Below are 13,075 nucleotides of genomic sequence, written 5' to 3' on the forward strand. Positions count from 1 at the left end.
CGCGTGCCGGGGGCCTCGTCGATCGTGCTGCCTAGCGGTACGACCCGAAGTCGAAGTCGTCCAGCGGAACCGCCTGGCCGCTGGCCGGCCCGAAGCCGTAGTCGGTCTCCGGGTAGCCGGTCATCGAGTAGACCTTGGCCTTCGCCTCCTCGGTCGGCTCGACCCGGACGTTGCGGTACTTGCTGATGCCCGTACCGGCCGGGATGAGCTTACCGATGATCACGTTCTCCTTGAGGCCGACGAGCGAGTCGCTGCGCGAGTTGATCGCCGCGTCGGTCAGCACCCGGGTGGTCTCCTGGAAGGAGGCCGCCGAGAGCCAGGAGTCGGTGGCCAGCGAGGCCTTGGTGATACCCATCAGCACCGGACGGCCGGCGGCGGGCTCGCCGCCCTCGGAGACGAGTCGGCGGTTCTCCGACTCGAACAGCGCCCGGTCGACCAGCACGCCCGGCAGGAACTCGGTCGAGCCGGAGTCGATGACCGTCACCCGCTTGAGCATCTGGCGGATGATGATCTCGATGTGCTTGTCGTGGATGAGCACACCCTGCGAGCGGTAGACCTCCTGGACCTCACTGGTCAGGTGGACCTGGACCGCCCGCGGACCCATGATCCGCAGAAGCTCGTGCGGGTCGATGGTGCCCTCGGTCAGCTTCTCGCCGACCGCGACGTGACCGCCGTCGTGGGTCCGCAGCCGGACCCGCTTGGAGATCTTGTCGTAGACGATCTCGTCACTGCCGTCGTCCGGCACCACGATGATCTTCCGCGAGCGCTCGCCGTCCTCGATCCGGATCCGACCCGGGGTGTCGGCGATGGGCGCCTTGCCCTTCGGGACCCGGGCCTCGAAGATCTCCTGGACACGGGGCAGACCCTGGGTGATGTCCTCACCCGCGACGCCACCGGTGTGGAAGGTACGCATCGTCAGCTGCGTACCCGGCTCACCGATCGACTGGGCGGCGATGATGCCGACCGCCTCGCCGACGTCCACGGTCTTGCCGGTCGGCAGCGAGCGGCCGTAGCACGCACCGCAGACGCCCAGCTTCGACTCGCAGGTGAGCACGCTGCGCACCCGGACCGTCTCGGTCCCGGCGGCGACGATCTTGTCGACCAGGATCGAGTTGATGTCCTGACCCCGCTCGGCGACGACGACGCCGTCCGGCCCCTTGATGTCGTCGGCCAGCGTCCGGGCGTGCACGCTGGTCTCGGCGTGCTCGTGCACGACCAGCTTGCCGTCGATCCGCTCGCCGATCTGCATCGGGATGGCGCGGTCGGTGCCGCAGTCCTCCTCGCGGATGATGACGTCCTGCGAGACGTCCACCAGACGACGGGTCAGGTAACCCGAGTCGGCGGTACGCAGGGCGGTGTCCGCGAGACCCTTACGGGCACCGTGCGTGGAGATGAAGTACTCCAGCACGGACAGACCCTCCCGGTAGCTGGCCTTGATCGGCCGCGGGATGATCTCGCCCTTCGGGTTGGCCACCAGACCACGGATCGCCGCGATCTGCCGGAGCTGGAGGAGGTTACCGCGGGCGCCCGAGTTGATCATCTTCCACAGCGGGTTCTCCTGCGGCAGGGCGGTGTCCATCTCCTTGGCGACCTCGTTGGTCGCCTTGGTCCAGATCTGGATGAGCTCGCCGCGACGCTCCTCCGGGGTCATCAGACCGCGCTGGTACTGCTTGTCGATCTGGTCGGCTTCCTTCTCGTACCGCTCCAGGATCTCCCGCTTGCGCGGCGGGGCGATGACGTCCTCCATGCCGATCGTCACGCCGGACCAGGTGGCCCAGTGGAAGCCGGCCTCCTTGAGCCCGTCCAGGGTGGCGGCCAGCGCCACCTTGGGGAAGCGCTCGGCGAGGTCGTTGACGATCGCGGAGAGCTGACCCTTGCGGATCTCGTAGTTCACGAAGCGGTAGCCCTGCGGCAGCGTCTCGTTGAACAGCACCCGACCGAGGGTCGTCTCCACGGTCAGCGGCTCGCCCTCGACCCAGCCCTCCGGGGCGGTCCACGCCTCGGCGCCGGCGCCGTTGTCGACCCCGATCACGCCACGCAGGCGGATCTTCACCGGGGCCTGCAGGTGCAGCTCGCCGTTGTCGTACGCCATCCGGGCCTCGGCGTCCGAGCTGAACGCCCGGCCCTCGCCCTTCTCGCCCGCCGTGAGGTGGGTGAGGTGGTAGAGGCCGATGACCATGTCCTGGGTGGGCATGGTGACGGGCTTGCCGTCGGCCGGCTTGAGGATGTTGTTCGACGACAGCATCAGGATCCGCGCCTCGGCCTGGGCCTCGGCGGACAGCGGCACGTGCACCGCCATCTGGTCACCGTCGAAGTCGGCGTTGAACGCGGTGCAGACCAGCGGGTGGATCTGGATGGCCTTGCCCTCGACGAGCTGCGGCTCGAAGGCCTGGATGCCCAGGCGGTGCAGGGTCGGCGCCCGGTTCAGCAGGACCGGGTGCTCGCCGATGACCTCTTCGAGCACGTCCCACACGACCGGGCGCTGCCGCTCGACCATCCGCTTGGCGGACTTGATGTTCTGCGCGTGGTTGAGGTCGACCAGCCGCTTCATCACGAACGGCTTGAACAGCTCCAGCGCCATCTGCTTGGGCAGGCCGCACTGGTGCAGCTTCAGCTTCGGGCCGACGACGATGACCGAACGGCCGGAGTAGTCGACGCGCTTGCCCAGCAGGTTCTGCCGGAACCGGCCCTGCTTGCCCTTGAGCATGTCGGAGAGCGACTTCAGCGGGCGGTTGCCCGGCCCGGTGACCGGCCGGCCGCGGCGGCCGTTGTCGAACAGCGCGTCGACGGCCTCCTGGAGCATCCGCTTCTCGTTGTTGACGATGATCTCGGGCGCGCCGAGGTCGATCAGCCGCTTGAGGCGGTTGTTCCGGTTGATCACGCGGCGGTACAGGTCGTTCAGGTCGGAGGTCGCGAAGCGGCCACCGTCGAGCTGCACCATCGGGCGCAGGTCCGGCGGGATGACCGGCACGCAGTCGAGCACCATGCCGAGCGGCGAGTTGCGGGTGTTCAGGAACGCCGCGACGACCTTGAGCCGCTTGAGCGCCCGGATCTTCCGCTGCCCCTTGCCGGAGCGGATGGTCTCGCGCAGGTTCTCGGCCTCGGCGTCGAGGTCCATGTTCTGGACCAGCGCCTTGATGGCCTCGGCGCCCATACCGCCGGTGAAGTACTCGCCGAACCGGTCCCGCAGCTCGCGGTAGAGCAGTTCGTCGGTGACGAGCTGCTTCGGCTCCAGCTTGCGGAAGGTGTCCAGCACCTCGTCCAGGCGGTCGATCTCGCGCTGGGCCCGGTCGCGGATCTGGCGCATCTCGCGCTCTCCGCCCTCCTTGACCTTGCGCCGGACGTCCGCCTTGGCACCCTCGGCCTCCAGCTCGGCCAGGTCGGCCTCGAGCTTGGTGGCCCGCTTCTCGATCTCCGAGTCGCGGCTGTTCTCGGCCTGCCGCTTCTCGGCCAGGATCTCGTTCTCGATCGTCGAGAGGTCACGGTGACGCGACTCGGCGTCCACGCTCGTCACGACGTACGAGGCGAAGTAGATGATCTTTTCGAGGTCCTTGGGGGCGAGGTCCAGCAGGTAGCCCAGCCGGCTCGGCACGCCCTTGAAGTACCAGATGTGGGTCACCGGCGCGGCGAGCTCGATGTGCCCCATCCGCTCGCGGCGGACCTTCGACCGGGTCACCTCGACGCCGCAGCGCTCGCAGATGATGCCCTTGAACCGGACCCGCTTGTACTTACCGCAGTAGCACTCCCAGTCCCGCTGCGGACCGAAGATCTTCTCGCAGAAGAGCCCGTCCTTTTCCGGCTTCAGGGTGCGGTAGTTGATCGTCTCAGGCTTCTTGACCTCACCGTGCGACCACTGACGGATGTCGTCGGCGGTGGCGAGGCCGATGCGCAGCTCGTCGAAGAAGTTGACGTCGAGCACTATGTCCCCTATGTCGTCGTCTGTACTGCTAGCTAGTGGGTGGGGTCGGGAGCCGGCGAGCCGGCCCCCGACCGCTCACCTCAGACCTCTTCGACCGAGCTCGGCTCGCGCCGGGACAGGTCGATGCCCAGCTCCTCCGCGGCGCGGAACACCTCGTCGTCGGTCTCGCGCATCTCCAGGGCCACGCCGTCGCTGGACAGCACCTCGACGTTGAGGCACAGCGACTGCAGCTCCTTGAGCAGCACCTTGAACGACTCCGGGATGCCCGGCTCCGGGATGTTCTCGCCCTTGACGATGGCCTCGTAGACCTTGACCCGGCCGAGGACGTCGTCGGACTTGATCGTCAACAGCTCCTGCAGGGCGTACGCGGCGCCGTACGCCTGCATCGCCCAGCACTCCATCTCGCCGAAGCGCTGGCCACCGAACTGCGCCTTACCACCCAGCGGCTGCTGCGTGATCATCGAGTACGGACCGGTCGACCGGGCGTGGATCTTGTCGTCGACCAGGTGGTTGAGCTTCAGGATGTAGATGTAGCCGACCGCGATCGGGTCCGGCAGCGGCTCGCCGGAGCGGCCGTCGAACAGCTGCGCCTTGCCGGTGGAACCGATCAGCTGCTTGCCGTCCCGGTTGGGCAGGGTCGACGCCAGCAGGCCGGAGATCTCCTCCTCGCGGGCGCCGTCGAAGACCGGCGTGGCCACGTTGGTGTCCGGCTCCGACTCGTGCGCCTCGATGGAGCGCAGCTGGCGCTTCCACTCGGCGTCGTCGCCGTCGACGCTCCACCCCGTCTTCGCCACCCAGCCGAGGTGCGTCTCCAGCACCTGGCCGATGTTCATCCGGGACGGCACACCCAGCGGGTTGAGCACGATGTCGACGGGCGTGCCGTCCTCCAGGAACGGCATGTCCTCGATCGGCAGGATCTTGGAGATGACGCCCTTGTTGCCGTGCCGGCCGGCGAGCTTGTCGCCGTCCTGGATCTTCCGCTTCTGGGCGACGTAGACCCGGACCAGCTCGTTGACGCCCGGCGGCAGCTCGTCGCCGTCCTCGCGGGAGAAGGTACGCACGCCGATGACCGTGCCGGTCTCGCCGTGCGGCACCTTCAGCGAGGTGTCACGGACCTCGCGCGCCTTCTCACCGAAGATCGCGCGGAGCAGCCGCTCCTCCGGGGTCAGCTCGGTCTCGCCCTTGGGCGTGACCTTGCCGACCAGGATGTCGCCGGGGACGACCTCGGCGCCGATCCGGATGATGCCGCGCTCGTCGAGGTCGGCGAGCATCTCCTCGCTGACGTTCGGGATGTCGCGGGTGATCTCCTCCGGGCCCAGCTTGGTGTCCCGGGCGTCGACCTCGTGCTCCTCGATGTGGATCGAGGTGAGCACGTCCTGCTGCACGAGGCGCTGCGACAGGATGATCGCGTCCTCGTAGTTGTGGCCCTCCCAGCACATGAACGCCACGAGCAGGTTGCGCCCGAGCGCCATCTCGCCCTCGTCGGTGCACGGACCGTCGGCGATGACCTGGCCGGCCTCGACGCGGTCGCCCTCGAAGACGACCGGCTTCTGGTTGACGCAGGAGCCGGCGTTGGAGCGGCGGAACTTGTGCAGCAGGTACGTGCGGCGGTGGCCGTCGTCCTGGTGGATGGTGATGTAGTCGGCGCAGAGGTCCTCGATGACGCCGCCGACCTCGGCGACGACCACGTCACCGGCGTCGACCGCGGCACGGTATTCCATGCCGGTGCCGACGAGCGGGGACTCGGCCTTGACCAGCGGCACCGCCTGGCGCTGCATGTTCGCGCCCATCAGCGCCCGGTTGGCGTCGTCGTGCTCGAGGAACGGGATCATCGCGGTGGCGACCGAGGTCATCTGCCGCGGCGACACGTCCATGTAGTCGACGGCGCTCGGCACCACGTCCTCGGTCTCGCCGCCCTTACGGCGGCACAGGACCCGGTCCTCGGCGAACGTGCCGTCGGCCTTCAGCGGCGCGTTGGCCTGCGCCTTGACGAACCGGTCCTCCTCGTCCGCGGTCAGGTAGTCGATCTGGTCGGTGACCCGACCGTCGACGACCTTCCGGTACGGCGTCTCGATGAAGCCGAACGGGTTGACCCGGGCGAAGGTGGACAGCGCGCCGATCAGGCCGATGTTCGGGCCTTCCGGCGTCTCGATCGGGCACATCCGGCCGTAGTGGGACGGGTGCACGTCGCGGACCTCGAAGCCGGCCCGCTCCCGGGACAGGCCACCCGGGCCGAGCGCGCTCAGCCGGCGCCGGTGGGTCAGGCCCGCCAGCGGGTTGGTCTGGTCCATGAACTGGGACAGCTGCGACGTGCCGAAGAACTCCTTGATCGCCGCCACCACGGGACGGATGTTGATCAGGGTCTGCGGCGTGATCGCCTCGACGTCCTGGGTGGTCATCCGCTCGCGGACGACGCGCTCCATCCGGGACAGACCGACCCGGACCTGGTTCTGGATCAGCTCACCCACGGTACGCAGGCGCCGGTTGCCGAAGTGGTCGATGTCGTCGGCCTCGTAGCCGTCCTCACCGGCGTGCAGCCGGCAGAGGTACTCCACGGTGGCGACGATGTCGTCCTCGGTCAGGGTGCCGGTCGTGATCGGCACCTCCAGCTCGAGCTTCTTGTTGAACTTGTAACGACCGACCTTGGCGACGTCGTACCGCTTCGGGTTGAAGAAGAGGTTGTCGAGCAGGGTCTGGGCGTTCTCGCGGGTCGGCGGCTCGCCAGGGCGGAGCTTCCGGTAGATGTCGAGCAACGCCTCGTCCGCGCCGGCGATGTGGTCCTTCTCGAGCGTGGTCATCATCAGCTCGGACCAGCCGAACCGCTCGCGGATGCGCTCGGCCGACCAACCGACGGCCTTGAGCAGGACGGTGACGGCCTGCCGGCGCTTGCGGTCGATGCGAACACCGACCGTGTCGCGCTTGTCGATGTCGAACTCCAGCCAGGCGCCCCGGCTGGGAATGACCTTGACGCTGGTGAGGTCGCGGTCGGAGGTCTTGTCCGGCTGCTTGTCGAAGTAGACGCCCGGGGACCGGACGAGCTGGCTGACCACGACGCGCTCGGTGCCGTTGATGATGAAGGTGCCCTTCGGCGTCATCATCGGGAAGTCACCCATGAACACCGTCTGGCTCTTGATCTCGCCGGTGGTGTTGTTGGTGAACTCCGCGGTCACGAAGAGCGGGGCGCAGTAGGTCAGGTCCTTCTCCTTGCACTCCTCGATCGAGGCCTTGACCTCGTCGAAGCGCGGAGCCGAGAAGGAGAGCGACATGGTGCCGGAGAAGTCCTCAATGGGACTGATCTCGTCGAGGATCTCCGCGAGACCCGAGCGTGCGTGCGGGTCGTCCGCCGACCGGCCCTGCCAAGCCTCGTTGCCGACGAGCCAGTCGAAGGACTCGTTCTGGATGGCGAGGAGGTTGGGGACCTCGAGGTGTTCGGTGATCCTGCCGAATGAAACTCGGCGGGGAGCGAATGCGCTCGACGTACGACTGGTCTTCGCAGGGCGGGAAGCTGCCAAGATGCGTCCTTCCGAGGACCGGTGCTGCAGAACGGCTGGTACGCGTGCACTCCAATGACCCCACCAGAAATATCCGTAAACGGACATTTCCGAGCAGGGGTCAAGTCGGAAGGCAGCGCAAACTAGCAGTGTAGCCGAGAGGCTAACCGCTGTCCAGCCCAACCCGCAGGTCGTCGCGGAACGTGCCTCGGGACCCCTGAACCGGGGTCTAACCGGGCCGCTCGGAACGCGACGTTCCTGCCGGGCCGCTCGGGTGCCGCAGCCGATGGTGTCGCCGCTGCCATTACCCAAGTGGTGGCCGTTGCAAGCGCGGAAGGTCTTGCTGTGTCAGCGTGCCTGTCAGCCCGGGGCCGCGTCAAGGCCCGGCATCCGGGTCGCCGCTTCTTTCCCACCGACGGGCTACCCCCGGGCCCCGGTCGCCGACCGTCGCGACGCGTCGACGCCCTGCTCACCGCCCCTGTCGCCCGGATCCACCACGAAGGCGGGCGGCGATCCAGTGTCGGATCACCGCCCGCCGTGACGCGGTGTGCCCCGGCTCACGGAGCCGGACACGCGCCTGGTGGTACGTCAGGTCACTTGAGGGTGACCTTGGCGCCCTCGCCCTCGAGCTTGGTCTTCGCCTTCTCGGCGGTCTCCTTGTTGGCCTTCTCCAGGACGGCCTTCGGAGCGGCCTCGACCAGGTCCTTGGCCTCCTTGAGGCCCAGGCCGGTCAGCTCGCGCACGACCTTGATGACCTGGATCTTCTTGCCGCCGTCAGCCTCGAGGATGACGTCGAACTCGTCCTTCTCCTCCTCGACCGGAGCGGCGGCGGCCGGGCCGGCCGGGCCGGCGACGGCGACCGGAGCGGCCGCGGTGACCTCGAAGGTCTCCTCGAACTGCTTCACGAACTCGGAGAGCTCGATCAGCGTCATCTCCTTGAACGCGTCGAGCAGCTCGTCGGTGCTGAGCTTCGCCATGTCTGGCGTCCTTTCCTGAATCTGTTAGGTAAGAACTGGGTGCGCCGCGGGGCCTCAGGCCGCCTCGGCGCCCTCCTTCTCGCGCTTGTCCTGCAGGGCGGCCGCCAGACGGGCGGTCTTCGACAGCGGGGCCTGGAACAGGGCCGCGGCCTTGCTCAGGTTGCCCTTCATCGCGCCGGCCAGCTTGGCCAGCAGCACCTCACGGGACTCCAGGTCGGCGAGCTTCGTGACCTCGGCCGCGGTAATGGCCTTGCCCTCGAAGACACCGCCCTTGATGACGAGCTTCGGGTTGGCCTTCGCGAAGTCGCGAAGCCCCTTCGCCGCCTCGACGACGTCGCCCGAAACGAAAGTCAGCGCGGTAGGACCGGTGAACATCTCGTCGAGGCCGGAGATACCAGCGTCGGTCGCGGCACGCTTCGCGAGCGTGTTCTTCGCAACGGTGTAGCTGGTCTCCTTGCCGAGCGAGCGCCGCAGCTGGGTGAGCTGGGAAACCGTCAGACCGCGGTACTCGGTCAGCACCGTGGCACCCGCGTTGCGGAAGCTCTCGGTCAGCTCAGCGACGGCCGTGGCCTTGTCGGCCCGGATCGGCTTGTCCGCCATGTCCCTCCTCTCTCGTTACTCGAGGCCGGTCACCGTCGTCGGCCGGAGCTTTCGACGGGGGCGCAGGTGCCACGACAACGAGAAAGGCCCCGGCGCAGGGCGCACGGGGCGAGGGCCGGCACACGGACACGGTCGGCGGACCATGCTCAGCACCGATTTTCGCTTACCGCCCTGCGCGGGTCGCCCGTAGTCGCGGGACCTTCGACCGTGCCGGGGCACGGTGACCAGCGGTCTCTGGGTGGAACTTCGCGGCCTAGGTTACGCGAGGAGCCCCGCGACCACCAAATCGCCCCCCGGTGGGCCGGGTCACTCCCCCGCACCCCGAGGGGCCGACGGTCAGGGTCGGTGGCGCCGCCGCCACAGGTACGCCGCCGCGGCCGCCGCGCTCCAGGCCGCGGCCCAGGCGGTGAGCAGGCCCACCGTGGACGCGGCCAGGCCGTCGGCGGCGGCCCGCGCGGTGGCCATCACCGGCGGCGCCAGCCACGGCGCCACCGAGCCGCTCAGGCCGAGAACGACCGTGCCGACCCCGCCGAGCGCGAGCACCGCGACGCCGTAGCCGGCGCTACCCGTGCAGGCGCGGCTGGCCAGCGCCCCGAGCGCCACCGCCGCGGGTACGGCCAGCAGGTGGGCCCACAGCCCGACGGCGATCCCCACCGGCACCGACCGGTCGCCCGGCCCCACCGGACCGGCGACCCCGCCCACCAGCCACGGGAAGACCAGCGCGACGGCCACCGTGCCGAGCCCGGCCACGCCGGCCGCCAGCAGCCCGGCCAGTCGCTCCCGGCGCACCCCGACGAGCGCCTGCGCCAGCCGGCGCTGCACGTCCGGCTCGACGTCCAGCAGCACCTTGGTCTGCCAGGCGAGCACCGGGAAGAGCACCACCGCCGAGACGCCGTACGCCTCCCCCGGCTGCGCCCGGCCGCCGCCGTAGAGGACGCCGAGAGCCACCAGGCCGGCCAGCAGGGGGGCCAGCGCCCGTCCCGTACGCAGGAAGCCCGCCAGCCGCAGCCGGAGCAGCGCGGTCACCGCGGTCCCCCGGTGGTCCCGCCCGTGGCCTCTGGCGCCCGCGCGGCGGGCGGCGCGCCGGGGTCCACGGCCCCCGTCGGCGGGCGCTCGGAGTCGTCCGGGGCGACCACGCCGGGTCCGGCGGGCCGGCGTACGCGGAGGATCCGGTGCCCCTCGGCGCGCAGCCGGGCGACGGTGCCGTCGACCCGCGCCGCCGGGACCGCGACCTCGACCACCGCCAGCGCCGCCTCCGCCGACGGGGCGGCCTCGGTGACCGTGCCGTCCGCCACCGTCCACCGGCGGGCGCCCGGCAGCCGGGCGATCTCGCCCCGGTGGTCGCTGACCAGCACCGAACCGCCCGCCGCCGCCACCTCGTCGATCACCTCGGGCACGAGGTCCCGGGTCGCGGCGTCGAGGCCCTCCCACGGCTCGTCGAGCACCAGCAGGCCGGGCGGACGCAGCATCGCCTGGGCCAGGCCGACCTTCTGGGCGGTGCCCTTGGACAGCTCCGGCAGGCGGACCCGGCGGAACCCGGAGAGGCCCAGCCGGGAGGTCCAGTGGTCGACCGCGTGGCCGGCGGCCGCCGGATCGAGGCCGGCGACACGTCCCATGGCGGTCAGGTAGCGCTCGACGGTGAAGGGCTGGTCGGCCGGGAAGCGCTCCGGGACCCACCCGACGTGCCGGGGTCGACCGGTGACCCGCCCCCGGCTCGGCCGCAGCACCCCGGCCGCCACCTGGAGCAGGGTCGACTTGCCCACGCCGTTGCGGCCGAGGACGACCACGACCTCACCGGGGCCGATCCGCACCGCGGCTTCCCGCAGCACCCACGGGCCCCGCCGCCGGTAGCGCAGCCAGACGTTCTCCAGGCGCACCGGCCGAGCATGCCACAGCCGACACGGAACGGGGCGCCGCCACGATGTGGCGACGCCCCGTCACGGGTACGGGTGCTCAGGCCTCGGCCGGAGCCTCCTGCAGGTTCTTCACCACGTTGGGGTCGACCGGGACACCCGGGCCCATGGTGGTGGTGAGGGTGACCTTCTTGAGGTACTTGCCCTTCGCGGCGGACGGCTTGGCCCGCAGGACCTCGTCGAGGACCGCCGCGTAGTTGTCGATCAGCTGGGTCTCGGAGAACGAGGCCTTGCCGATGATCAGGTGGAGGTTGGAGTGCTTGTCCACCCGGAAGGTGATCTTACCGCCCTTGATGTCCGAGACGGCCTTGGTGACGTCCATGGTCACGGTGCCGGTCTTCGGGTTCGGCATGAGACCGCGCGGGCCCAGGATCCGCGCGATCCGGCCGATCTTGGCCATCTGGTCCGGCGTGGCGATCGCCGCGTCGAAGTCGAGCCAACCGCCCTGGATCCGGGCGACCAGCTCGTCGGTGCCCACCTCGTCCGCACCGGCGGCGACGGCCTCCTCGGCCTTCGCACCGGCGGCGAAGACGATCACGCGGGCGGTCTTACCGGTGCCGTGCGGCAGGTTGACCACGCCACGGACCATCTGGTCCGCCTTGCGGGGGTCGACGCCGAGGCGCATGGCGACCTCGACCGTGGCGTCGAACTTGGCGGAGGTGGTGTCCTTGGCCAGCTTCACGGCCTCGGCGGGGGTGTAGAGCTTCGACCGGTCGATGACCTCGGCGGCCTTGCGGTAGCTCTTGCTGCGCTGCATTTTCTACGTACTCCTGTGGTCTATGGCGGGCCGCGACTTCCCGCGCGCCCTCCCACGAACTGGATCTGGCGGTGACCGAGGTCAGTCGTTGACGACGATGCCCATCGACCGGGCGGTGCCGGCGATGATCTTCGCAGCCTGGTCGACGTCGTTGGCGTTGAGGTCGACCATCTTCTTCTCGGCGATCTCACGCACCTGGGCCTGCGACACCGAGCCGACCTTGTCCTTCTGCGGGACGCCCGAGCCCTTCTCCACCCCGGCGGCCTTGAGCAGCAGCCGGGCGGCGGGCGGGGTCTTCAGGACGAAGGTGAAGCTGCGGTCCTCGTAGACGCTGATCTCGGCGGGGACGATGTCGCCCCGCTGGGACTCGGTCTGCGCGTTGTAGGACTTGCAGAACTCCATGATGTTCACGCCGTGCTGGCCGAGCGCGGGGCCGACCGGCGGCGCCGGCGTGGCCTGGCCCGCCTTCAGCTGAAGCGTGAAAGTCTTGACGAGCTTCTTCTTCGGAGGCATGTCTCTTCCTGGGGCTTGGAACTGGGAAAGGTGCCGGCCGTAGACGCGCACGGTCAGCGCGATGCGACAGCGGCGACGTTCTAGAGTAGCGCAGCGTCCCGCCGCCGCCTGCGCCGAGGTCGGGCGGAACAGGTACGCCGGCGGCGGGCCGCTGCCCACCGCCGGCGCTCCCGACGTCAGATCTTGGCGACCTGGTTGAAGTTCAGCTCCACCGGCGTCTCGCGACCGAAGATCGACACCAGCACCTTGAGCTTCTGCTGGTCGGCGTTGATCTCGCTGATCGTCGCCGGCAGCGAGGCGAAGGCGCCGTCGGTGACGGTGACCGAGTCGCCGACCTCGAAGTCGAGGACCTTGATCTCGGGCTTGGCCTTCTTCTGCTCGGTCTCGACGGCCGGCGCCAGCCACTTCAGCACCTCGTCGAGGGAGAGCGGGGCCGGGCGGTCGGCCCGGTCCGTCGCGCCCACGAAGCCGGTGACACCCGGCGTGTTGCGCACGCAGGAGTAGGACTCGGCGGTCAGCTCCATCCGGACCAGGATGTAGCCCGGGAAGACCTTGGCCTGGATCTGCGACCGCTTCCCGTTCTTGACCTCCACCTCTTCCCGGGTCGGCACCTCGACCTGGTAGATGTAGTCCTCCATGTCGAGGCTCGTGATCCGGGTCTCGAGGTTGGTCTTGACCTTGTTCTCGTAGCCGGCGTACGAGTGCACCACGTACCAGTCGCCCGGCGCGTAGCGCAGCTTCTGCCGCAGCTCGGCGACCGGGTCGTAGTCCTCGTCCGGCGCGGGCTCGGTGGTGGGGAACTCCGGCTCGCTGGCGGCCTCGACCGACTCGTCACCAGCCGCCGTCGCCACCGTGGACTGCTCGTCCGTGGTCTCGGCGGTCTCGTCGTACTCAGGCACGCTCGC

At 69.5% G+C, this 13,075-nt stretch carries 9 protein-coding genes; all 9 read right to left on the bottom strand.

Features of this window, described 5'->3' with window-relative positions:
• Positions 1–31 precede the first annotated feature (31 nt).
• The 9 genes from ACN27A_RS17930 to nusG all read right to left on the bottom strand — a co-directional run bounded on the left by ACN27A_RS17930 (position 32) and on the right by nusG (position 13,069).
• Positions 32–3,919 carry a DNA-directed RNA polymerase subunit beta' gene (locus ACN27A_RS17930; RefSeq protein WP_357579609.1) on the bottom strand — a complete coding sequence of 1,296 codons (3,888 nt, stop codon included), beginning with the start codon at positions 3,917–3,919 and terminating at the stop codon, positions 32–34.
• An 80-nt stretch (positions 3,920–3,999) separates the two neighbouring features.
• Entirely contained in the window at positions 4,000–7,431 is a 3,432-nt protein-coding gene (locus ACN27A_RS17935; RefSeq protein ID WP_132230898.1) for a DNA-directed RNA polymerase subunit beta, read from the bottom strand.
• A gap of 572 nt (positions 7,432–8,003) precedes the next feature.
• The gene (gene rplL / locus ACN27A_RS17940) at positions 8,004–8,387 is read right to left on the bottom strand and encodes a 50S ribosomal protein L7/L12 (protein ID WP_132230897.1); all 384 of its coding nucleotides are present in this window, start codon (positions 8,385–8,387) and stop codon (positions 8,004–8,006) included.
• 54 nt (positions 8,388–8,441) lie between these two features.
• Positions 8,442–8,987: a 50S ribosomal protein L10 gene (gene rplJ, locus ACN27A_RS17945; RefSeq protein WP_421454861.1), complete on the bottom strand. Its 546-nt coding sequence runs from the start codon at positions 8,985–8,987 to the stop codon at positions 8,442–8,444.
• A 336-nt stretch (positions 8,988–9,323) separates the two neighbouring features.
• Positions 9,324–10,013, bottom strand: coding sequence for a hypothetical protein (locus ACN27A_RS17950; protein ID WP_421454863.1), 690 nt, complete (start codon positions 10,011–10,013; stop codon positions 9,324–9,326).
• A complete protein-coding gene (locus tag ACN27A_RS17955) occupies positions 10,010–10,864 on the bottom strand; it encodes an ATP-binding cassette domain-containing protein (protein WP_421454865.1) in 855 nt (284 codons plus the stop codon). Before ACN27A_RS17955 ends, ACN27A_RS17950 begins: the two co-directional genes overlap by 4 nt.
• Positions 10,865–10,940: 76 nt before the next feature.
• The gene (gene rplA / locus ACN27A_RS17960) at positions 10,941–11,657 is read right to left on the bottom strand and encodes a 50S ribosomal protein L1 (RefSeq protein ID WP_132230893.1); all 717 of its coding nucleotides are present in this window, start codon (positions 11,655–11,657) and stop codon (positions 10,941–10,943) included.
• Positions 11,658–11,738: 81 nt separating this feature from the next.
• On the bottom strand, positions 11,739–12,170 hold the full coding sequence (gene rplK, locus ACN27A_RS17965; protein ID WP_357089690.1) for a 50S ribosomal protein L11: 432 nt from the start codon (positions 12,168–12,170) through the stop codon (positions 11,739–11,741).
• A gap of 176 nt (positions 12,171–12,346) precedes the next feature.
• Positions 12,347–13,069 carry a transcription termination/antitermination protein NusG gene (gene nusG, locus ACN27A_RS17970; protein WP_088998338.1) on the bottom strand — a complete coding sequence of 241 codons (723 nt, stop codon included), beginning with the start codon at positions 13,067–13,069 and terminating at the stop codon, positions 12,347–12,349.
• Positions 13,070–13,075: the final 6 nt, after the last annotated feature.

The sequence above is a fragment of the Micromonospora sp. WMMD737 genome, from assembly GCF_049179055.1.
In the GTDB taxonomy this organism is placed as follows: Bacteria; Actinomycetota; Actinomycetes; order Mycobacteriales; family Micromonosporaceae; genus Micromonospora; species Micromonospora reichwaldensis.

What these genes read in the sequence shown, in the direction of transcription:
- rplK (WP_357089690.1), bottom strand. Translation starts at nt 12,170, where the DNA reads ATGCCTCCGAAGAAGAAGCTCGTCAAGACTTTCACGCTTCAGCTGAAG.
- rplA (WP_132230893.1), bottom strand. Translation starts at nt 11,657, where the DNA reads ATGCAGCGCAGCAAGAGCTACCGCAAGGCCGCCGAGGTCATCGACCGG.
- rplL (WP_132230897.1), bottom strand. Translation starts at nt 8,387, where the DNA reads ATGGCGAAGCTCAGCACCGACGAGCTGCTCGACGCGTTCAAGGAGATG.
- rplJ (WP_421454861.1), bottom strand. Translation starts at nt 8,987, where the DNA reads ATGGCGGACAAGCCGATCCGGGCCGACAAGGCCACGGCCGTCGCTGAG.